The sequence below is a fragment of the Acinetobacter larvae genome (assembly GCF_001704115.1).
Classification (GTDB): domain Bacteria; phylum Pseudomonadota; class Gammaproteobacteria; order Pseudomonadales; family Moraxellaceae; genus Acinetobacter; species Acinetobacter larvae.
Genome location: NZ_CP016895.1, coordinates 705,982 through 728,925, shown reverse-complemented (window position 1 = coordinate 728,925; position 22,944 = coordinate 705,982). Strand labels below are relative to the sequence as shown.

21 protein-coding genes and 1 tRNA gene are annotated in these 22,944 nt (G+C 39.5%); 6 read left to right on the top strand and 16 right to left on the bottom strand.

What is annotated here, in order from left to right:
* The first annotated feature begins 12 nt into the window (after positions 1-12).
* A complete protein-coding gene (locus BFG52_RS03255; protein ID WP_323807463.1) occupies positions 13-900 on the top strand; it encodes a glucosamine inositolphosphorylceramide transferase family protein in 888 nt (295 codons plus the stop codon).
* 70 nt (positions 901-970) lie between these two features.
* On the opposite strand, the gene BFG52_RS03250 is transcribed toward BFG52_RS03255, so the two are convergent.
* From BFG52_RS03250 to BFG52_RS03235, 4 genes are read right to left on the bottom strand one after another with little or no spacing between them, the layout of a single operon-like run.
* A complete protein-coding gene (locus BFG52_RS03250; RefSeq protein ID WP_067559063.1) occupies positions 971-2,023 on the bottom strand; it encodes a glycosyltransferase in 1,053 nt (350 codons plus the stop codon).
* Between the two features lie 7 nt (positions 2,024-2,030).
* Positions 2,031-2,792: a glycosyltransferase family 2 protein gene (locus BFG52_RS03245; RefSeq protein ID WP_099092614.1), complete on the bottom strand. Its 762-nt coding sequence runs from the start codon at positions 2,790-2,792 to the stop codon at positions 2,031-2,033.
* Complete coding sequence (locus tag BFG52_RS03240; RefSeq protein ID WP_218921020.1) at positions 2,786-3,541, bottom strand: polysaccharide deacetylase family protein; 756 nt, start codon at positions 3,539-3,541, stop codon at positions 2,786-2,788. The genes BFG52_RS03245 and BFG52_RS03240 overlap by 7 nt, the downstream gene beginning before the upstream one ends.
* Positions 3,541-4,566, bottom strand: coding sequence for a glycosyltransferase family protein (locus BFG52_RS03235; protein WP_067552550.1), 1,026 nt, complete (start codon positions 4,564-4,566; stop codon positions 3,541-3,543). Before BFG52_RS03235 ends, BFG52_RS03240 begins: the two co-directional genes overlap by 1 nt.
* A gap of 171 nt (positions 4,567-4,737) precedes the next feature.
* Here BFG52_RS03235 and BFG52_RS03230 point away from each other — a divergent pair, with 171 nt between their 5' ends.
* Positions 4,738-6,348, top strand: coding sequence for a phosphoethanolamine transferase (locus tag BFG52_RS03230; RefSeq protein ID WP_228703800.1), 1,611 nt, complete (start codon positions 4,738-4,740; stop codon positions 6,346-6,348).
* Positions 6,349-6,439: 91 nt separating this feature from the next.
* Here the strand turns inward: BFG52_RS03230 and BFG52_RS03225 are convergent, their stop codons facing one another.
* The 5 genes from BFG52_RS03225 to BFG52_RS17525 form a co-directional block, all read right to left on the bottom strand.
* Positions 6,440-7,924, bottom strand: coding sequence for a phosphoethanolamine transferase (locus tag BFG52_RS03225; protein WP_067552547.1), 1,485 nt, complete (start codon positions 7,922-7,924; stop codon positions 6,440-6,442).
* Positions 7,925-7,972: 48 nt separating this feature from the next.
* Positions 7,973-8,878 (bottom strand): ELM1/GtrOC1 family putative glycosyltransferase, encoded by a 906-nt coding sequence (locus tag BFG52_RS03220; RefSeq protein ID WP_067552544.1) that lies wholly within the window; start codon positions 8,876-8,878, stop codon positions 7,973-7,975.
* Between the two features lie 117 nt (positions 8,879-8,995).
* Positions 8,996-9,925 carry a branched-chain amino acid transaminase gene (locus tag BFG52_RS03215; protein ID WP_067552541.1) on the bottom strand — a complete coding sequence of 310 codons (930 nt, stop codon included), beginning with the start codon at positions 9,923-9,925 and terminating at the stop codon, positions 8,996-8,998.
* Positions 9,926-9,951: 26 nt separating this feature from the next.
* Complete coding sequence (gene glnE / locus BFG52_RS03210) at positions 9,952-12,702, bottom strand: bifunctional [glutamate--ammonia ligase]-adenylyl-L-tyrosine phosphorylase/[glutamate--ammonia-ligase] adenylyltransferase (protein ID WP_067552538.1); 2,751 nt, start codon at positions 12,700-12,702, stop codon at positions 9,952-9,954.
* Between the two features lie 154 nt (positions 12,703-12,856).
* Positions 12,857-13,105, bottom strand: a complete 249-nt coding sequence (locus BFG52_RS17525) for a DUF7079 family protein (RefSeq protein WP_067552535.1) — start codon at positions 13,103-13,105, stop codon at positions 12,857-12,859.
* A gap of 59 nt (positions 13,106-13,164) precedes the next feature.
* Between BFG52_RS17525 and BFG52_RS16745 the strand changes: the two genes are divergently transcribed.
* Positions 13,165-14,297 (top strand): IS3 family transposase gene (locus tag BFG52_RS16745; protein ID WP_228703799.1). Its coding sequence is split into 2 segments (ribosomal slippage): positions 13,165-13,417 and positions 13,417-14,297, totalling 1,134 coding nucleotides; the frame shifts between segments, so codons are not numbered across the junction.
* Positions 14,298-14,314: 17 nt separating this feature from the next.
* On the opposite strand, the gene BFG52_RS03190 is transcribed toward BFG52_RS16745, so the two are convergent.
* Positions 14,315-14,857, bottom strand: coding sequence for an Arm DNA-binding domain-containing protein (locus tag BFG52_RS03190; protein ID WP_071890076.1), 543 nt, complete (start codon positions 14,855-14,857; stop codon positions 14,315-14,317).
* A gap of 161 nt (positions 14,858-15,018) precedes the next feature.
* Positions 15,019-15,105, bottom strand: a tRNA-Leu gene (locus tag BFG52_RS03185).
* Between the two features lie 184 nt (positions 15,106-15,289).
* On the opposite strand from BFG52_RS03185, the gene queA reads away from it, so the two are divergent.
* Positions 15,290-16,330 (top strand): tRNA preQ1(34) S-adenosylmethionine ribosyltransferase-isomerase QueA, encoded by a 1,041-nt coding sequence (gene queA / locus BFG52_RS03180; RefSeq protein ID WP_067552526.1) that lies wholly within the window; start codon positions 15,290-15,292, stop codon positions 16,328-16,330.
* Between the two features lie 262 nt (positions 16,331-16,592).
* Here queA and BFG52_RS03175 read toward each other — a convergent pair whose 3' ends face one another.
* Positions 16,593-17,300, bottom strand: coding sequence for a GntR family transcriptional regulator (locus tag BFG52_RS03175; RefSeq protein WP_067552523.1), 708 nt, complete (start codon positions 17,298-17,300; stop codon positions 16,593-16,595).
* Between the two features lie 23 nt (positions 17,301-17,323).
* Between BFG52_RS03175 and lhgO the strand changes: the two genes are divergently transcribed.
* Positions 17,324-18,532 carry an L-2-hydroxyglutarate oxidase gene (lhgO, locus tag BFG52_RS03170; protein ID WP_067552520.1) on the top strand — a complete coding sequence of 403 codons (1,209 nt, stop codon included), beginning with the start codon at positions 17,324-17,326 and terminating at the stop codon, positions 18,530-18,532.
* 36 nt (positions 18,533-18,568) lie between these two features.
* On the top strand, positions 18,569-19,885 hold the full coding sequence (locus tag BFG52_RS03165) for an MFS transporter (RefSeq protein WP_067552517.1): 1,317 nt from the start codon (positions 18,569-18,571) through the stop codon (positions 19,883-19,885).
* Positions 19,886-20,089: 204 nt separating this feature from the next.
* On the opposite strand, the gene lysM is transcribed toward BFG52_RS03165, so the two are convergent.
* From lysM to fabD, 4 genes are all read right to left on the bottom strand, one after another.
* The gene (lysM, locus tag BFG52_RS03160) at positions 20,090-20,557 is read right to left on the bottom strand and encodes a peptidoglycan-binding protein LysM (RefSeq protein ID WP_067552514.1); all 468 of its coding nucleotides are present in this window, start codon (positions 20,555-20,557) and stop codon (positions 20,090-20,092) included.
* A 248-nt stretch (positions 20,558-20,805) separates the two neighbouring features.
* Positions 20,806-21,042 carry an acyl carrier protein gene (acpP, locus tag BFG52_RS03155; protein ID WP_067552511.1) on the bottom strand — a complete coding sequence of 79 codons (237 nt, stop codon included), beginning with the start codon at positions 21,040-21,042 and terminating at the stop codon, positions 20,806-20,808.
* An 88-nt stretch (positions 21,043-21,130) separates the two neighbouring features.
* Complete coding sequence (gene fabG, locus BFG52_RS03150; RefSeq protein WP_067552508.1) at positions 21,131-21,865, bottom strand: 3-oxoacyl-ACP reductase FabG; 735 nt, start codon at positions 21,863-21,865, stop codon at positions 21,131-21,133.
* The gene (fabD, locus tag BFG52_RS03145; protein ID WP_067552505.1) at positions 21,862-22,848 is read right to left on the bottom strand and encodes an ACP S-malonyltransferase; all 987 of its coding nucleotides are present in this window, start codon (positions 22,846-22,848) and stop codon (positions 21,862-21,864) included. Before fabD ends, fabG begins: the two co-directional genes overlap by 4 nt.
* Between the last annotated feature and the right edge of the window lie 96 nt (positions 22,849-22,944).

The window sequence follows — 22,944 nt, the reverse complement described above, 5'->3', positions numbered from 1 at the left end:
ATTCAATTTAAGATATTATTTATGCGTTATCTTCTCAAAAAATGGTATAAATTTCAGCAAAAACGTCAAGCTCGCCAATATCACTCACATTGGTATATTCGTTTTGTTTTTTTAGATCGCCCATTTAATAGCCTAGAGCAGCTCAAAGATAGTTTTGAAATTCACTCTCCTCACAAGTTTACCTTTGCAGATTGTTTTTATGCAGAACACAATCATCGGCATTTTATTTTTTTTGAAGAAGTCGATGCACAACATCCTGTAGGCTTTCTCTCCGTTTTAGAGATATTTCAAGATGGGCGCTACACAGAACCAACCCCCATTCTAAAGTGTGATTATCATCTATCCTATCCATGTATTTTTAAAATTGAATCAGATTGGTATATGATTCCTGAGAGTGCTTCAAATAAAAATATCGAATTATGGAAGTGTACTGAGTTTCCTTATCATTGGCAGAAACATAGTGATTTAATGACGAATATCGAAGCAGTCGACAGCACACCTTTCTTTTATAATGGACTGTGGTACTTATTTACCTCAACGCGGCGTGGATGCAAAAAATTTGGTGATCGCTTAGATATTTTTTATACCAAAGATATTTTAAATCCCAATTGGCATGAACACCCTAAAAACCCAGTCTGTCGCGGTCAACAACAGTATCGTATGGCTGGTAATATTTTTAACTATCAAGGAAAACTGGTGCGCCCAAGCCAAGATTCATTAAAACGTTATGGTGGTCATATCGAGCTAAAAGAAATTACCCTACTCACTCCTGATGATTACCAGGAAACACTGCTTGACACTATTTTACCGAATTGGGATAGCCGAGATGATGGCTGCCATTCTATTGATGTAAACAATCAAGTGGTCGTTATTGATGCCATCCGACTCACAAAGAAATAAATACGGCTTGTAATAATAATGAAGCCGAGTCAGTAGTGTTTTTTATTTTATAACGATTGTTCTACGATGACTATTTTTCTAGATCATGATGTTTTTCTAGATCGTTATGTTTTCCTAGATTAGGATATTTGACTAAATCATGATAAAGACTAAAAGTTTTTTCATACATTCTATGCAAGCTTAATTCATGCTCAGCCTTAGTAAAACTACCCAGAAAATCTAACTCAAGCTGAGCCAAGTTATCAAGCGCAGACTGTATGGATTGTTTTAAATGTTGTGAATGTGCAGATTCAACAATATATGGCTTTGGTAGAAACTCAGCAACCATACCCACATTGGTTGCCACAACAGGAACCTTTAGCAGTAAGGCTTCCGCCAATACAATTGGTCCACCTTCTTTATGCGATGAAATTACCAATAGTTGGCTATTATTAATTTCAGCTAAAATATCTTGCTTATAACCCAGTAAACGTACTTTATCTTGTAAACCCAACTTTTCAATGAGCGCTGTTAACATTGGACGCTGACTTCCTTCACCAATAATATCCAGTGGATAGTCAATCTCCTGCCATGCAATGATTAATTGATCAAATGCTTTTACTGGATCTAAGCGTCCAACTGCTACAACACGACGCTGTGAGTTTATATTTGGCCTAAATGTTTGGCTTGGTAACTCTATTCCATTATAAATGGTATGAACATTTTTAAACTGATGAAAGCGATCCGCTACGCGCTGACTTACCGCGATAATTGCATCAAAACGACGATAACTATAGAGATGATTTTTCATACCATGAACGGTCACCACACTAGATATCTTTAAATAAGGTAATAAAATAGAAATAATTTTTGCAGCTTTTCCGCCTTGTACGTGGATAATATCTGGCTGAATTTTCTTAATCAATCGAAAAATGTGCAAAATAAAACATGGATTCAATCTGCTTTTAGAAAAATTTACTGCATGAAATACTGTTAATGGTTGTTGCTGGAAGTATTGTTGATAATGCTGATCAGCAATAAAATGAACCTCATGTGATTGACTCATTAAACGGCTCAAATTAAAGCTATGCTGCTCTAAACCACCTATACCACTACTCGTTCCCATTACATATAAAATTTTCAAATGATAATCACTTTTTGTCTTTGAGGTGCTGTTCAAATAACTTGGCTTCTTTTAAAAATGCGTAAAAAGCATTTACCATGCTATTTACAAAACCTCGCCAACCATTGAGACAACTACGACGGATAAAATATGATTTAAAAAAAGTAAGAGGCATGACCAACATCAATTTTAAAATACTTGCTTGTTTACCTTTTTCAAATTTCTCTTGTGCTTTGAGTTCAGAATATTGATTATTCTTTTGCACCTTAATAAAGATACTAGACTCTCCATGGTGAAAAATATCGCCTTGGGCACGTTGTGAAATCCCATCAACAATAACCTGCTCATGCACCTGATTGGCTAAGTCATAATGACCTTTTGCTTTACGAAAAAACCGTGTCTTAGCATGTTTTTTGGTATGTTTACTATTTGCCACACCTAAAAAAACGTCATTGATCGGTGTAATTAAAGCATCAATTTTATTTTCAGCAATTGTTTGCATAATTTCTAATTTTAATTCTGTAGATAAAACCTCATCACCATCTAGATTTAACACCCAATCTTGTTGACACTGGGCTAAGGCTAGGCTTTTCTGGGCAGCATAACCTTGCCAATCCTGATGAGATATTCGTACATTTTTAAATGCTGCGGCAATTGCATAAGTTTGATCGGTACTTCCAGAATCTAAGATAATGACCTCGGCAAAGTCTTGCACACTTTCTAAAGTTTTCTGCAACCATGCTGCACAATTCAAAGTCACTATATATACACTACAAGCAATGGTCATAATTTATAACGTCCTTTGGCTAAAGCAATACGCATTTGTAATGCATTCATTGCACCATGTGTACTAACACGCGGGATATTAAATTGATTCTGCATGGTCAATGCTTCAATCTTTTTCCGAGTCGATACTGCATTTTTAAAACCAATTTGTTTCGCCATCTGTTGATGTTTTTCATTAAAACGACCAAAGGGATAAGCAAAGCTTGGGCAAGCTCCGACCAATTGTTCTACATCATGTTTAGAGGCTTGCATCTCACGAAATGCGTCCTCATCTGATAACTTGAGTAAATTGACGTGATGTTGAGTATGGGCACCAAATTCAATTATGCCTGAAGCAGACATTTCTTTAATCTGTGTAGGCGTGAGTTTTTCAATACCATCTATTTCTGTAGCAAGAAAAATTGTTGCTTTTGCCTGATATTTTTTCAGTAATGGATAAGCATATTGATAGTTATCTAAAAAACCATCATCAAAAGATAATGCGACGACATTCTTTTGGTTTTTAAATTGATCTAATTCTGATACAAAGCAAAATATACTTTTTCTATGCGTTAAATAACGCAATAACTGCTCAAATTTAGCAGGAGGCATATTCATTCCAGATGCATCAGCATGTGGTGTCACTTGATGTAACATCACCACACGCGGTAATTTAGCACTACGATAAGGTAACCAAAATGTATAATTGCCCAATAGATATAACACAGCAGCCAATACCAGCAAGCCAAGAAATATATAAAGTACCCACATGATTAATATACCTCATCTGCCCATTCGTAGGCTTGTGAAAATGGCAAAGCGAAAATGAGCTCTATCATAAACTGTGTTATACGTTGTGCGTTAAAGCTATGACGTGTTTTTAGCCAACCTAATTCAGCAATCCGCTTGGCTTGTTCAGGATGGGTAGAATAGTATTTAATCTTCTCTGCCAGATCAAATTGATCATCAAAATAAACCACTTCATCATCATTGTAGAGCTGTTTAAATTTGGGAATCCGAGGGCTAAAAGTTAATAGACCATTACCCGTTAATTGTACAATTCGATCTGAGCTATATAAACACACATCATTACGGCGAGAATAATTTAATCCCATTTTAGCATCAGATAAGGCCTTATAATAATGCTTTCCATATACGCCAGCTTGCCCGAAGCAACCATAAAAATGATGTTGGATATGAGCTTCTGTTAAAATATGATCTAAATCAGTCAGGAATTTTTCACGCTCGGGTTCTTTATAGACCACGCCACAAAAAATAAACGTCTGCGTGGTTTTTGCTTTATCAAATTGCTGCAACTGTTCAACATTGCGATGCCCAACATTCGGAAAATACGCAACTTTTAAATGTGGCTGTTTGAGTTTTTGTAAATATTCCCCTCCGGTCGTGCAAAATATAGCATCAAGATACGGTGCGAAATCATACACAAAATTAAGTTTATGCTCTAAATACAGTGGATCGACATACCAGAATGCGATCTTAATTGTTGGATAATCTTGCTTGATTTGTTTAAGAACCTCAGCACTCATTAAATCGGTGTGACCAATCAGTATCAGTTCGGGTTCTAGATTTTGCACAATTTTTAAGACTTCTCGATTAGCCCATTTTGCACCCAATTTTTTGGTTTTAAAAATTGTTCCCATGCGTGCCATATCACGAAAGCTGAAATCATAAACAAAATGTCCATTTTCAATTAAACCAGCAGAAATTTTACGATCTGTACAATAAAAATGCGCTGCTTGCTTATTAAAACCAAAATTCGCAATATGTAGAATTTTCATATACTTAATAACTAAACAATCCAACCAGATATTATCACATAACTTAATTTTATGATCATGATGTTTTTAGTAGTTTTAAAATAAAAATCAAACTTCATCTATATATAGACTAATTGATCAATCCGTGTATGATTACCACTTCCGAAAATATCGATATTTTTGAACAGTACAATGTCATTCTTTCAATCAATAAAACCCAAAACACAGACTATTACTTTTATTGCGTACTGCATTATTTTATTAATTCCTTCTGCGATTATTTCTGGGGATGGTTTCGTTAAAGCGCTCTACCCATTACTGTTTTTATTGGGATTGATTGCACATACGCGACGTTTCTTTTGGATCACCCTACCTTTTTTTATTCTTAGTCCTGCGGTGATTTATTATGAAATCGTTTATGACTCTCCGACAGACATTACCTTATGGTTCACCTTATTAGGCAGTTCTCAATCAGAAGCCAGTGCCTACTTAAGTTCCATTAATATTGCTTTAAGTACAACGCTATTACTGGCTTATGCCTGTATGCTGGTTGTTTTTATCCGCTTTATCCCAAATCAAAAAATTAAGCTACCGATTTGGTTACGTATTCTATTCCTCTGTTTGGTCTTTATTCCAATTGCACGCTATATAAAAACCGAAGGCGACTCTCAACAAAAGTTTCTCAATGTTTATCGACATTATAAGCAATCTTATCCACTCAATATTTTGTTTGGTTATCAAGCCGCTCATTTAGAAGTTAATCGTGTTAAACAGTTCATTGCCAATCAAGACAAAATTCAATGCAGTATACAAAGCTCAAATACCGCAGCCCCTGCCACAACGACTGTGGTGGTGATTGGTGAGAGCGCGCGTCGTGATCGTTTAAGTTTATATGGTTATCAAACCAATAATACTACGCCGCGACTCAACCAACGTCGAGATGATTTATGGGTCTTTGATAATATGGTCTCTGGTGCTTTTATTACCAGTCGTTCTGTTCCTGCCTTACTCACAGGTCGTGTAGAAGATAACGATCATCTCTATCCATCCTTTATTAATGCGATGAATGCTGCAGGTTATAAAACATATTGGTTTAGTGCACAGGCAAAATTCGGCGAGTTTGATTCTTTAGTTTCTGCCTATGCCTCAGCAGCGCAACAACATAAATTTCTAAATCAGCACTCATATTCAACATCTTTGCATGACTTTTATGACGAAGAATTATTACCTGATTTAGACCAAGCGCTGGCCGAAAACAAAGATCAAAATAAATTAATCGTGCTACATTTCTATGGCTCACATGCCGATTTTAGACGACGCTACCCCAAACAATTTGATATATTTAAAGACCCCTACGATAACTCTATTGCTTATACCGACTATCTTTTAGATCAAGTGATTCAAAAATTAGAAAAACAAGGGGGATTAAGCAATATGCTCTATGTATCCGACCACGGCTTAAATCTGGGTCAATGTCAAGATAATCCTAGCGGTCATTTGGATATGAAGTCCAATTATGATGTGCCTTTTATTATGTGGGCATCTCCCGCTTGGAAAAAACAAAATCCCACTTGGAGTCAACAGCTGAAACAAGCCGAGCAGCAAGCCTTATCTGCTGAGAATATCTTTCCAACGCTATTAGATAGCGCGGAAATACACTGTCAAAATCAAAGTAATCAGTTGTCTATTTTAAACCCTCAAAGACCACAGCATGCTCGTAAAGTCCTTACCCTGATGCAAACAGTAGACTACGATCAAGCCACTGATGATGATGAATGTCACTTAGTACCCCATACCAAGTAATGCTGCTGTGCTATTACTTTGGTAATGTAGAGTAAAACATTCGGTGCTGTTTTACTCTATATGGTTTGAATCATAACAAGCTGAACATTATTTAATCTAATAATTGGTTATATGGAATAAGCTCATCCCAATTAAATACGGTGACATTAGGATTATCCGGAATATGCTCTAAAGTATAATTGGGCTTTAGATAAGGCGTAGTGACACCTATTTGTGCTGCAAAAATATCAATAAAATCTTGTGCACTGACCGTCTTAGCTATTTTAGTTTTTTGTTTGGCATCACTACTCAAGATAATATAAGGTACTTGATAATTATGCTTATACTGGTTATCCACCACAATGCTGTCCTCATCAACACTCATACCATGATCTGAAAAATAATGAATTTTAAAACTTCTGTTTTGTTGTTTTAAAATTTCATAAACACCTTCAATAAAATGATCTAGCTTATAAATACTAGATAAATAGCAGCTCAAAGCTTTGTGATGCTCCGTATACAGTAATGGACTATTGAATAATCGCTCGCAACTATCTGGATGTGAGCCCATCATATGTATAAAAATTATATTATTTTGCTTAGGATACTTTTTTAACTGCTGTTGTAATAGAGGCAACATCTCATCATCATCTATATTATTTGAGCGATAATTACCTGTTTTCAAAAATAGCTTATGTTGAGCATGCTGTGCTGTTTTAGATACAGCTGTATCATTCTTCCCCATAAAACCTTGATTTGAAATCCAAATCGTATTGTAACCCGCTTGATTGGCTAAACGCACAACATTCATGGCTGGCTGAATCATCTGCTGTCCATCAGATACCGCCAAGGTACGTACCAAACTTGCAGCCGTATTGGGAGCTGCGGCAATATAATTTTCAATATAAGTGAGCGGCATCTGGTCTAAAAATGGTGTGGTTTTATATTGATAACCATAGAGTGATAAATAATTACGTTGCACACTTTCACCAATAATAAAAACCTGCGTTTGGTAATCAACATTGACTTGCTTTATTTTCCAGTCAAAATCTTTTTGATTATATTCATTCAAAAATTTTTCTTCTTTTTTATATAAATAAATTGCCCGTGTGGTTTCTAATGCAAATACTGTCGTGGCATTTAAAAACAAAGCCATAGCCAATATAATTTTATGTAATTTACTATTACACTGAAATACATGATCTTCTTGTTTATAGAACAAAAAAACCAATAACAACACATAACTTAGTACTGCATAAAAAATAAATTTATAATGGACAACAGATAAAAATTCTAAGGCTTCATTCTGATCTGACTGAAAAACTGAAGCGATGATGCCCAAAGACATATGACCTTGTTGAATACCAGTCCCTGTTGCAATATAAAGACTTAATAGTAAAAAAATAGCTGCATAAATAATGCGATAAATTATTCGCATATTTTGTAAATAACATAAAAAAAGTGTACTCAATAAAGTCACAGCCAAATAAGGTAAATATTCTTTGGGGCGATTAAAAGCATCAAAAAAGCCTAAACCGTAGGCGTAAATAATAGAGATTAAGAGTGCAAAAGATATTTTTATAAAAACAGCAAACACCGAACAACCTTTTCTTAATATAAAAAAGAAAAGGATTATAAATAACTTTTATGTGAAATTCGACACATTTTTAAGCAGTAAAGCTGCAACACGATGTGCTTCATTTAAATCTGTCGCTTTAGGCAATTTTTCCAAATTATAATCTGCTGAAATAGCAGAGGATTTTAATAATTTATCGATTGCCAGCGTAATACGATCACGACGAAGCCGCGGCATAAAAATCACACCGACACGACACCCAGCAGTCATTGCCTCATACAACATCGAAACGCTATCTTCGGTTACCCAGGCCGCTTCGGCGTGTTGTAATTGCTCTGCCAACCATCCCTGCGGTGTTTGTGATACAGGAAATATCTCAATATTTGCATAGTTTTTTTGCAATGCCGATAGTTGCGTCAGGATAGAACTGGGCGTGCGTCTTGAGGTTGTCAGTTTAATCTGTGCCTTTGGATTAGCACAAATAATCCCTTCAACAGCCTCTAAAATGTTCTGATCTTGCCATTGATAACGCTTGGCGGGACCGCCTAAGGCAATCAGAAGATGGCTGGCTTGATGACGCTGTTGATTGCTTAATGTATTTAAAGCCCCCAATGTGGTAATGACCCGTTGTGATGCCGTGATCGCATCATGTTCGGGAACAATCACATAATCGAAACACCACAGCGGTAAATTGGGCTTCATTATAATCACGCTTTGGGCTGCGGGAAATATTTTTGCCAATAACCAAACTTTGAGCTGTGTATGACTTCCGACACCCACAATTAAATCTGGAATTGCCACCAACCCAATGCGGTCAATACACTGACGCGCACTCAATATTTTGAATACAGATAAATCATCAATAGAAACTTCTTGATATTGAATCCCTGCAGATTGCTGTTGCATGGCATAGATCAAACCTAGTGCTTGTGAACGATGACCCGCTTTTCCATCACTAACAGATAGTATATGCATAGATTGATCCTCATTGAGCGTAGCATTGCGCTGTATCAGATTAGAATGCTAATCAGCATTCATCATCAATAAAAAGGCGAAACTCGTGTTCCGCCTTTCGCTAAGCTGCTTCGTCAGTTAGGCATTGACATAGGTCAACCAATGCGCATATTTAGGATTTTTCCCTTGTACTGCATCGAAGAATGCTTGTTGCAATTTTTCTGTAATCGGTCCCCGTGTGCCTGCACCAATTTCACGATCATCATATTCACGGATCGGTGTAACTTCAGCTGCAGTGCCAGTAAAGAAAGCCTCATCCGCAATATAAAACTCATCACGGGTAATACGGCGTTCGATCACCTCAAAGCCAAGGTCTTTGGCTAACGTAATGACCGTTTGACGGGTAATACCATCTAATGCGCCACCCGCCAAATCTGGCGTATGTAAGACGCCATCTTTAATTAAGAAAACGTTTTCACCAGAACCTTGGCATACAAAACCTTGCGGATCCATTAACATTGCTTCGTCATAACCTGCTTGGGCAACTTCTTGATGCGCTAAAATCGAAACCGTATAGTTACCAGACGCTTTCGCTTTACACATGGTGACATTCGGATGATGGTGGGTAAAGGATGAGGTTTTCACACGAATCCCCTTACTCATCGCTTCATCGCCTAGATAAGCTCCCCAACTCCATGCTGCAACTGCTGCATGAATAGTGTTGTCTGTGGCAGCAATTCCAAGCTTTTCTGAACCGATAAAAATAATAGGACGAATATAGCAAGATGCGAGTTTATTTTCGCGTACCACATCGATCTGTGCTTGCTCGAGCGTAGCTTGATCGAAAGGTACTTTCATTTGATAAATTTTCGCGGAATTTAATAACCGTTTGGTATGGTCTTGTAAGCGGAAAATGGCAGGACCTTTGTCAGTTTCATATGCTCTGACACCCTCAAACACACCCATACTATAATGCAAGGTATGCGTCAGCACATGAATTTTTGCACCACGCCAGTCAACTAATTTTCCATCTTGCCAAATAAAACCATCACGATCAGCCAAATTCATGGCACATACTCCAAATATTTACATAGTTATTCACATTCCAAAGCATCATTTGCATTTGGATCTATTAATCTTTGCCACAACGTATAAACGACCTGACGGGTATCTAGCCAATCTGCAGCGCGTACTTGCATCGAATGATTTGCAAGGGCTAAGCGATGGCTCTCGGCACGTTCACAGAGATAAGCACGAATCAGTGCTGTCGCATCGTCACTGGATAAGCGACCTACACGAGCAGCATCTTCTAGGATTCTGACATTGTCGGAATAATGGGCGAGATCATGATTCGTCCCACTCCAAGCTAATACTACATACTGTGCCATAAATTCAATATCAACGATACCACCTGCGTCTTGTTTTAAATGAAAAATTCCATGTTTTTTCTGCTCTTTTGATGATCCCAAATGATCTTTCATTTTTTGCCGCATATTGAGCACTTCACGGCGTACATCTTGTTCTTGGCGTGGCATGGTTAAAATACGGCAACGTAACTGTTCAAATTTTTCACGTAATTCTTGCGTTCCAGCAATCGAGCGTGCTCGCACTAAAGCTTGATGTTCCCATAGCCAAGCACTTTTGAGCTGATATTGTTCAAAAGCTTTAAAGCTGGTCACCAATAAACCCGCTTCACCAGATGGTCTTAACCGTGTATCGACTTCATAAACACGACCGTCCAATGTCTGTGTGGTCATAAAGGAAAGGAATTTTTGCGCGACTTTCATGGCAAATTCAAAACCGGTAATCGGCTTTAAACCATCGGTATCTGCTTGTTCATCAAAATAATGAATAAATACCAAATCTAAATCTGAACCATAGCCCAGCTCAATCCCCCCAACCTTGCCATAACCAATCACCACAAAGGCCAAATGCTGTAAATGACAGCGCTGCCCCTCTGCATCGAGCGGATAGCCATACTTCTTGGCAACTGTTTGATAAGCCAATCGTAACGTCGCTTGTACTGAAACCTCTGCAATATCAGTCAAGGCATCCGATACTTTCATGAGTGGACTTTCTGCCAATACATCACTTGCTGCTACAGCCAAGACATTGGATTTTTTAAATAGACGCAAAACCCGCATCAGATCTTCAACTTGATCGATCTCTATTCGTAATAATTGCTGCCTTAAAGCATCTTCTAAATCTTGACGCTGTGGCAATTCAAAATCCATCGATAAAAATTCATCTAACAACACAGGATATTGCGTCAACTCCTCACAGATCCATGGACTCACCGTTGCCATTTTGACCAAACGCTGTAATGCACCTTTACTTTCAATCAGCATGACCAAATAAACGGTACGCCGCATGACCGACTCAACCAATGGCATTAATCTAACCAAAGCTATTTGTGGTTGCTCAGACTGTAAAATTGCTTCGACTAAGTGTGGCCAAAATTCTTTTAAACGCTTAATGGCTTTGGCTGTAAGCTTTTTAATCGCATGACCATAGCGAAACTCATGTAATAAATTGCGGGCATCTTGGTCCAATAAGGCATCGAGTTTTTGCTCCAATAGGCTCAGATTTTCATTGGGTGAGTCATAGGCCTTGTCTTTGATCAGATGATCAAACTGATAAATAACCCGTTGTCTCTTTTGATTTAAAATAGCAATAAACTGATCCCAATCTTCAAATCCCAGATGGATCAATAAACGTTGTTGAAGCTCTGGCTCCTGTGGTAAAGACTGTGTTTGTTGATCATTCAGCGCTTGAATTGCGTGTTCCACACGACGCAAAAATAAATAGGCATCAGCCAAGTCATTGACCGCATCTGGTTCTAGTAGTTCGACCTCCCCCAGATGATGCAAGCTTTGCAAACATTGACGATCTTGTAGCTCGAGTTTTGAACCACCATAAATCAGCTGAAAAACTTGCACGATAAACTCGACTTCACGAATCCCGCCTGCACCCAATTTAATATCATCAATAATATTGCGACGTTGTACCTCACGCTCAATCATCGCTTTCATTTCTCGCATGGCTTCAAAAGCGGTGTAATCGACATATTTACGAAACACAAACGGTCGGGTCATCGCCAGCAAAGCCTCACCATCTGCCCCACCCGTGACCACCCGTGCTTTAATCCATGCATAACGTTCCCATTCACGCCCATGCTGACTAAGATATTTTTCTAATGCCACATGACTCAGTGCCAATGCCGAACCATCCCCCCACGGACGAAGCCGCATATCCACCCGAAATACAAAGCCCTCAGACGTTATATGGTCAAGCAAATAAATAAGCTTTTGCCCCCATAAAATACAGAACTGTTGCACATCGATACATTTGCGTCCATTGCTTTCACCTTGCTCATCAAAGGCAAAAATCAGATCGATATCACTGGACAAATTAAGCTCTTGCGCCCCAAGCTTACCCATTGCTATAACAATTAAATCTTGCTTTTCACCACCATAGCCTATTGGTTCACCGTACTTGGTCGCCAAAGGTGGATAGGCAAATGCTTTGGCTGCAACAATACAAGCATCAGCAAAATCGGATAACTCTCGTGTTAACTGCATGACGGCGATTTGATTATTGACATCCTGCCAAATCCAACGAAACATCAAACGGGCACGTAATAATCGTACCGCTTGCATCCACTGTTGTTCGTTATCAATCCCCGCGATTGCATGAGCTAAAATGCGCTGTATTTCTGCCGTACTTAAGCCATGCTGAAACTGATCAACTGCATACTCTTGCATTAAAGCATCTTGTTGTAATGACCATACCAATTCTGCGTATTGGCTGGCGGCTAAAGTTCTATGCAATTGTTCATGATTCATCTGGCAACCTGTGTTTGATCTAGCCTATTTTCAGGAGCTTATAGTTATAGCAGGTGTATTGGTGCTTTGAATAGCATAAAGATTTTTTTATAATTTACCTTCAACAACTTAAATCCTAAATAATAAGATAGGATTGCAAAATAATGATAATATTTCATTTATCATTCAAAAATGACTTTAATAACTCCCAATCTTTCCTATACTTAAACTTATACAATTTTGCTGCCAATTTTCTCTGCCAAGTGATCTGATGTATTGAGCGAATCCCACGCGCGCCAATCTCCCTAATGAGCTCATCTTTACTAAACCCAGCCCAAATAATGGGGATCGTTTGCTCAAGATTGATTGAGCAAACTGGCGCGACATTATAAAACAGAAGTGGCCCAGGAAATTTGAACAACACGTATAAGTGATAAACTGCTCCCTAAACGATGTGGGAAACATCTAAAAATGGAGCATTTCATGGCGCGTAGACCAAGAAGAAATCATTCAGATGACTTTAAAGCAAAGGTAGCACTTGCTGCAATCAAAGGTGAAAAAACACTTGCTGAGCTAAGTGCTGACTTTGATATTCATCAGAACCAAATTATAGACTGGAAGAATCAACTCATCGCTGCGTCAGCACAAGCCTTTGCAAACCCTAAAAAGGACACAGAGCCGCAAGTCGATTTAAAAAAGCTACATGCTAAAATTGGTGAACAAGCTTTGGAAATTGATTTTTTAGAAAGTGTGTTGAAGAAACTGGGCCGCTTCAACCACAAAAGTTAATAGACGATTCACAGCAGCTTTCAGTGACTAGGCAAGCCAAGTTACTGAAGGTCTCTCGTGGTAGCTATTACTACCGCCCTAAACCAACAAGCGATTCAGATTTAAAGCTGATGCGTCGTATTGATGAGTTACATCTCATGTACCCCTTTGCAGGGAGCCGAATGATGCGTGATCTATTGCGAGGAGAAGGTCATCATATTGGCCGACGTCATACTCGGACACTGATGAAAAAAATGGAGATACGTGTGCTGTATCGCAAGCCTAATTTGAGTAAGCCAAATAAGGCTCATCGAAAGTACCCTTATTTACTTAGGGGGCTTGAAATTACGCATAGCAATCAGGTCTGGGCAACCGACATCACCTATATCCCAATGGCGAAAGGATTTGTGTACTTATGCGCGATTTTAGACTGGCACAGTCGTAAAGTGTTGGCACATCGAGTATCGATTAGCATGGAGTCAGATTTTTGTATTGAGGCTTTAAATGAAGCTATTCAAAAATATGGTGCCCCAGAAATATTTAATACGGATCAAGGGAGTCAATTCACCAGTGATGCATTTATCAGTGTTCTTACAACACATGAGATTAAAATCAGTATGGATGGCAAAGGCCGTTGGATGGATAATGTCATGGTTGAACGCTTATGGCGAAGTGTTAAATATGAGGAGGTTTATCTCAAGGCGTACAGCAATGTTGCTGATGCAAGATGCCAATTAAAGCTGTACATTGATTTTTATAATCACAAACGACCTCACTCGAGTCTAGACAAATTAACACCGAATGAGTTTTACTATGACCAGTTACCTAAACAAAAACAGGTAGCTTAACTAAAGCAGAATATCACTTATAAAAAGACTTTTAGTTGTTCAAAACATCGGAGCCACCGCTGCATACGCATTGTAGAGTTTGCCTGTGCTTTACTGCCTTTTGAAATTTCTTTAAAAATATCTACAATGTCTTGGCGTGTAAATTGATCTAAGCGCCATTTATGATATGTGACCAAGTATCCATACATCTGTTTTCGATATGAATTGATGCTACTTTTTTTTAAATTTTTTTCTTCAATATATTCATTATATGCTTGCAGCAGCATTGGAATATCACGACGTGTAGACTTTGGCTTGCGTGGATCTTCACCACTCGCTATCTGAGCAAGTAGAACTTCAGCTTTCGTTCGAGCTTCTGCAGCTGTGATTTCAGTATGTTTAGCCATTACTATACGATAGAGTGTGCCGTCTTTTCGACGTTCAACAATGTAGACTTTTGAGTTTTTAGTGACACGTAGAGCAAAGCCAACCAGCGAAGAATCTCTGTATATTTTCTGGTCACTTGAAGCAAATTCTGTTTTATCAACGAAAGACTTATTGATTTTAAATGTGTTTGACATCTAAATACTAACAATTGAAAGCATGTGAAGATATTAGATTACTTTGAAAATTAATCAAGAAGTCTACAACAGAGCTACAAAACTGAATTTAGATCTACAAAAGAAGAGTATTACGAGAATTTTTATATCTTGTAAGTTAATGAAAGTATTAACTTAAATAGTGGTCCCGAGGGTCGGACTCGAACCGACACGTCATCTCTGACAGCGGATTTTGAGTCCGCCGCGTCTACCAATTTCACCACCTCGGGAGAGGAAATGCTTGATGAGGTGTATAATAAACTGTTTCAGCTCGATGTCAACGCCATATATTCGAGTTTGCGTATTTTTAAATCAGTTAGCTCTCTATCTGCTGTAGAAAACAGCAATATCTGGGAATTTATCTAAAAAAGTCTATACTAAGCACAATTTTTAAGACGCTATCCCCCTGTTCTCATGCAACTCTCCGACTTTAATTTTGATCTTCCCGATGAGCTCATCGCCCGCTATCCACTTGAACAACGTAGCGCATCAAAACTGCTCTATTTAAAAGCCGATGGCCAATATGAGGATCATCTCTTTACCGATATCTTAGATTTACTAGAACCTGGCGATTTGCTCATTCTCAATGACACCAAAGTCATGAAAGCTCGTTTAAAAGGTAAAAGAGCCAGTGGCGGTCAGATTGAGGTTTTGGTCGAACGCTTACTCGACGCACAGCATGCGCATTGTCATATTAAAGCCAGCAATGCCCCTAAAGCTGGCGCAGCGATCTTTTTAGGTGAAGGTGAGATTCCTGCAACAGTGACGGGTCGACATGAGAACTTGTTTGTGGTGGAATTTTCAGAACCGATCCTTTCTGTTCTAGAACGTTATGGACAATTACCGATTCCGCCTTATTTTAATCGCGAGGCAGAAGATATTGATAATGTACGTTATCAAACAGTTTTTCATGATCCCAATAAACTCGCCAGTGTCGCTGCACCAACAGCAAGTTTACATTTTGACGAAACACTCATGGCAAAACTCGCTGCTAAGAATATTCAGCACAGCTTTGTAACCTTACATGTGGGGGCTGGAACCTTCTTACCAGTGCGCAGTCAAGATATTGAACATCATGTTATGCACAGTGAATGGTGTGATGTTCCAGTAGAAACTGTACAACGCATACAAGAAACGCAAGCACGTGGTCATAAAGTCATTGCCGTTGGGACTACTGCCACACGCGCCTTAGAAAGTGCCGCACAAGCGCATGGTGGCAACATTGCAGCATGGAGTGGTGACACACAAATCTTTATTTACCCAGGTTATCAATTTTGTGTCGTCGATCGGCTGATTACCAACTTCCATCTCCCAGAATCAACCTTGTTGTTATTGGTATCTGCACTATCTAGTCGCGAACATATTTTAAAATGCTATCAACATGCCATTGAGCAACATTATCGGTTCTTTAGCTATGGCGATGCCATGCTTATCGATGCTAAATTCTCAACTTAATCACTAGAACACCCAGCGCTGTCCAACTACAGCGCTTTTCTTTAGATAAAAATACAAATAAATCAGTCTATTAAGATAAAACCACAGATTAGTCGTCTCGTTGTTTAAAATTTGCATTTCAACATCACACCATATACTTATCCTTTTTAAGCGTTATTGCTCTACATTTCCATAGAAAATACTAGACTAAAGTCTTATAAAAAACGCAATTTCCCTAAATCGGACAACATTTACACGTTGCATGCAACATGCTAGTATCGCCTCAAATCCAATTGAGATAGTCTTTGGATGCATAGTCAGACCAGCCTTGCCTTTTGGCCGATTCTTGTTGAATCAATAAGGTAGCAGTATTGATAATATGCGCTTTCATCAAGTCCGCAGCTTGTGATGCCTCACCCTCAATAAAGGCATGATGCAACTGCAAATGATCTTCAAAGGTTTCAACACAACTCCGTGAATGCGGAATGGTTGCAGAACCTGCGATCAAGACTTGATTGCGTGAATTACTAATAATGTCTATCGCTTTTTGATTCCCCACAATCTGCAATAGCGCCAAATGATAATCGCGGTCTGCCCTAAGCGTTCCTGTGATATCTCCTGAAGTTGCTTTTTGCTTGAACTCCTCAAATATCTGGTTGAGCTGCTCTACATCTTGTTCGCGACGTAATTCAGTGGCTCGACGTATTAAGGGAACTTCCAACATCAAACGAATCTGAAAAGACTCCATCATGGTGGCAAAACTGGTCGGTAAAATTCGAATACCTCTATTTTTTTCGATTTTTACAATCCCTATTTTTTCAAGCATTTGTGCAGCTTCACGGACTGGGGTTCGTGAGATCCCACCGAGCATCTGACCAAGCTCTGTTGCGGAGTACAGCACATTGAACTGCAATTGATTGCGAATAATGGCATCTTGCAAAATTTCAAATGCTTCTTCGGTCAGTGTTTTAGGTTTTTGGATCAATTTCATATGGTTTGAACAAGGGAATAGCTATGAATAACAAGCATTATGCCATCATCGGGGGTGGAATCAATGGACTGGCCGTAGCACGCCAGTTATTGCTTGATTTCCCAGATGCCAAAGTAACCGTTTTCGAAAAAGAAAGTGACGTTGCAATGCATCAATCCAGTCATAATTCTGGTGTGGTACATGCTGGGCTATATTATGAACCAGGTGGCTTAAAAGCACGTCTTTGTCGTCGCGGTGCAGAACTGGTCAAAGAATACTGTTTAAGCAATAACATCGCTTATGATGAATGCGGCAAACTGGTTGTTGCCCTCAGTCAAGAGGAAGAAGGTCGTTTAGAAGCGATTTATCAAAAGTCTCTTGCCAATAAAGTTCCTGATGTTCGTATGCTCAATGCAGAACAAATCAAAGAAATTGAACCCAATTGTATTGGTACACGTGCCCTACACTCACCACGTACTGCCATTGTCAGCTATGGGGATATCGCACGTCATATTGCCAAAGAAATCAAACAACGTAATGGTCAAATCTGCACAGGTCGTGCAGTGGCACAGCTGACTGAAAAAGCAGGAAAAATCACTGTACATTTTGACAATAACGAACAATACGATGCGCAGTTTGACTATGCTGTTTCTTGTGCTGGTTTACAGTCTGACCGTTTAGCCAAACGCTCTGGTGATATTGAAACACCAAAAATCGTACCTTTTTTTGGTCAGTACTATGTGATTGATAGCCAGTTTAAAGATCATGTCAAAGGTTTAATTTATCCTGTTCCAGATCCTAAATATCCATTCTTAGGTGTGCACTTTACCAAACGTATCGATGGTCAAATGACCATTGGTCCAAATGCCTTTATTTCTTTTGGTCGTGAGAACTATAGCGGTAAGAAATTTAATCTTGGCGATGTCTATGACTTTTTGACCTATAAAGGTTTCTGGAAATTCTCTTCTAAAAACATGTCTGCTGCTTTACGTGAACTCAAAACAGTTGCCAGTCAAACCAACTTTGTTCAAGAAGCTGCCAAATATGTACCAAGCCTAGCCAGCGTTAGTGTTGCACCTGCAACTCGCGGTATTCGCGCGCAAGCCATGGAGTCCGACGGTTCTTTAGTGGATGACTTTGTTATTCGTAAACAAGGCAATATCACCCACATTCGTAACGCACCCTCTCCTGGCGCGACATCGTCGCTTGCCATCGCAGAATACATCGTCAGAGAAGTGATGAGTCATTCATAAGGATAGCGTTTCACACAGTTTATAAAGGAAGATAAAATGAGTCAGCACGTTGAAAATACGCAGGAAGAAAAGACCCGTTTACGCAAAGTTGCCACTGCGACGATTGTTGGGTCTATGTTGGAATGGTATGACTTCTATCTCTATGCCACGATGGCATCTATTGTATTTAGTAAGGTCTTTTTTGACACCAACGACCCGAGTAATGCAGCGTTAAAGGCTTTTGCAACCTTTGCCATTGGTTTTATTGCACGTCCGATAGGCGGCATTTTCTTTGGTTATTTTGGTGACAAATTTGGCCGTAAGAAAATGCTCTTTGTTACCTTCTTATTAATGGGGCTCTGTACCACTGCAATTGGCTTGATTCCCACTTATGAGACCATTGGTATCTGGGCACCGATCTTATTGGTTAGCTTCCGCATCATTCAAGGTCTGGGTGCGGGTGCTGAATTTGCAGGTGCGGCGATCACTTCTTATGAACATGCATCTGAAGCCAAACGCGGCAGTCAAGGGGCATGGCCTGCTCTCGGTTTAAACTTAGGTTTATTACTATCATCTCTCACCATTTTCTTACTCACACTCAATGGCGATGAGTTTCTCGTGAATGGCGGTTGGCGTATTCCGTTTATTCTTAGCTTTGTTTTGGTCATCATTGGCTTATGGGTCAGAAAAAGTCTGCCAGAAACCCCTGATTTTGCGCATGCACAAGATGAAGTGAAACAGCAAGCAACTGCAGAAAACCCATTCAAAAGCATCTTACGCACCAATATGAAAGGACTGTTGGTGGTGTTTATTATTGCGATTGGTTATAACGCGCTGAGTTATATTTTCAAAACGTTCTCATTGGCTTATCTTACACAGTTTAAAGATGTTAGTGCTCATGTAACCTCTTTATCTGTCACCATTGCCAGCTTGGTTGCCATCGTAACTGTTCCATTCTTTGGTTGGTTATGTGACAAATGGAATAGTAAAACAGTATTGATCATTGGCGGGATATTGTCCATTTTGTTTGCCTACCCATTTATGATGCTACTCGAAACAGGCAATAGTACAATGGTTTACATTGCATTGGCGATTGGTACTGGTGTTTTGGCACCGATGATGTTTGCTCCTCAAGGTTCATTCCTCAGCCGCCAGTTTGCTGTCGAAAACCGTTCGACTGGCGTTAGCTCTGGACGTGAAATTGGGACTGCAATTGCAGGTGGTTTAGCACCACTGGGCGCATTGGCGATGGTGGCGGCATCCCCCACGCATTCCACCTCTAGCGTCAGTATTATTCTGTTGATTGCAGGGATTATGGTGGTGGTTGCTGCCTTTTATGACCAAGGTCGTAAATTCTCTAAACATAAAAATTAAAAGCCTATTGATAGGTAGCATCATTGCGTTGTCGCGGTAACACGACAACAACGTATCTAAGGCTGTAATTTTCTCTCCCCCAATGGCGCCACTTGGCGCCATTTTTAATGGGTCATATCTTTTGAGATTTTATGCTCCAATAGACAAACAACAAAGGCCACAAGACTGTGACCTTTGCATAATGACGCTGAATCTGGCTCAAATTTATTGTGGAACACGTAATACTTGACCAATAAAGATGTCATCCACATGATTGAGCATTGGTCGATTGGCCTCAAATAGTTTAGTGAAATATTGAGTATCGCCATAAAAATAATGAGCAATTTTACGTAAGGTATCACCAGATTGAACGGTATAAAATGAGCTTTCAGGTTCAGGGTATAACACCTTCATTTGATCATTTACTTGCACGACATGGTCAATATTTCCCACCAATAAAATAATTTTTTCACGCTCAGCTTGCTTTGAAACTTGACCGTGAATCGTGGCAACATCATTGATGCTATTATAGTCCACAACAAGATTTGCAATATTGAAGCGTTGCTCTCGAATCAGCTCCTGCAACATCATAGATACTTCTGATTCCGCGAGCTTACGCGCGGCTTTGGCTTTCTTTGATTTAAACGAACTAAGTTTCTTACCAATACCTTGTACAAAGTCAAAACGTCCCATAGTCATTCTCCTGATAGGCATTTCGTGGTTTTACGCTCAGCGAAAAACATTCAAAGGATAGATTCCATTCATTAGATTATTTTATAATCAATATCCAAACCAAGATGTACTGACAAAGCGTAAATATCGGCGTTTACTTTGTAACCTCATATTGAATTGTATACAAAGCATCTTAGCAAACACATTTAAAAAACATTAAAAAAGCCGCCAAAATGGCGGCTTTCTCTACTAGAAATTATTGGGTTAAATTAACCTAATTTCTTAGTAATATAGTCAATCGCAGATTGAACTGTGGTAATTTCATTTGAATCTTCGTCAGGGATCGTAACGTCAAAATCATTCTCGAAAGACATAACAAGCTCAACGAGGTCTAAAGAGTCTGCACCTAAGTCATCCATGAAAGATGCTTCGTTTTTAATCTCTTCAGCTTTCATACCCAGTTGTTCAGCTACAGCTTGCTTTACACGTTGTTCGATATCGCTCACAGGAATTCTCCTCATTGCTTGTGGCGGCGTTTTTAATTGCCTATAGTTTAAAATGAATATTACTTTTTTTCAAAGTTTATCCGTAGCATTAAGCCATGAATAAACCGCCATTTACATGTAATACTGTACCAGTGATGTAACTAGCTTGATCAGATGCTAAAAAACTGACCGCATTGGCAATGTCCTTTGGCTCACCAAAACGATTGAGGGCAACTTGATCATTCATCTTTTTACGGATGTCTTCACTTAATTGCTCAGTCATTTCTGTGGCTATAAATCCAGGTGCAATACAGTTTACAGTAATTTGGCGACTGCCCATTTCTTTAGCCAAACTACGGCTAAATGCTTCAATCCCAGCTTTAGCAGCAGAGTAGTTGGCTTGCCCTGGGTTGGCCAAATGCGCAACCACAGAGCTAATATTGATAATGCGGCCAAAACGAGCCTTGGTCATCCCCTTTAACACCCGCTTAGAAAGACGGAATACTGCCTTAAGATGTACCGTTAAAATATCATCCCAGTCTGCTTCAGACATACGTAGCAATAAATTATCTTTGGTAATGCCAGCATTGTTGACCAAAACCATCACAGGACCATAATTTTCTTCGATCTGCGTCAGTAAAGCATCAATGCCTTCTCCATCACGCACATCCAATAAAGCACCTGTTCCATGATCAGCAAAAGCTGTTTGCAACTGCGCAACACCTGCTGTGCTTGTTGCCGTACCCACCACAAAATAACCGTCATCAATTAAACGTTGCGCAATCGCAGCGCCTATGCCACGACTCGCGCCTGTCACCAAGGCGACCTTCTTTTCTTGTTTCATGCAATCTTCCCTTCAGCCAATAAAATGGCATGTAATGCATCTTCTATGCGACTCTTGCTATCTATTGGGAAAGCTTTCTCAATAAATGTTAAACGCTTCGCTAAGTTACTCAATACATTACCTGGACCGCATTCCACCACATACTGTATATCGTGCTGTTGTAGGTACTGCATCGTACCGGTCCACTGTACGGATTGGTATAACTGCGCTGTTAGCGCTTCACGTAACTGAGACGCATCAGTTGCTACTGCCGCATTAATATTTTGTATTATAGGAACCTGCGGTAGCTCAATGGCAGTTTGTTCCAACGCTTGCGCAAATTTTTCTGCCGCGGGTTGCATCAAACGGCAATGCGATGGCACAGAAACCGGCAATGCGATGGCCTTACCAGATTGGGCTTTAGCCGCTGCCATCACCTGTTGTACCAAGGCAGCACTACCTGCAATCACCACCTGACCTTGGGCATTGTAGTTGGCTGCATCAACAAAACCTGTCCCTGCTTGTGACGCCTGCTGGCACATTTCAACAACTTGCGCATCATCTAAGCCCAAAATTGCTGCCATAGCACCTTCACCTTGTGGCACTGCATCTTGCATCAATTGACCACGTAAATGGACCAATTTAACGGCATCAGCCAAAGTCATTGCCTCAGCTGCAACCAAAGCACTGTATTCTCCCAGTGAGTGACCGGCAAAAAATTTAGGTACAACCCCACCTAACTCCAACCACAAACGCCATAATGCAATACTGGCCGTGAGTAATACCGGTTGGGTATATGCTGTTTGATCAAGTTTTTCACCACTTTGCGCAATATGCCAAAGGTCAAAACCGACCGCTGCAGAAGCTTCTGCAAATGTATCTTCTATACCACGAAACTGTTCTGCAAGTTCAGCAAGCATGGTAGCTTTTTGCGAACCTTGACCAGGAAACAGAAATGCTGTTTTGGTTGCTTGAGCAGCTTGCTCTAGTCGTTTGGCAGACATATAAGAGTCCTTCAATTGTTTTTGCTTTCGTTTCCGAAGCGGCACTTTAACATGGAAGCTCAGTCATTTTAATTGCCAAATACAACAAAAAAAAGG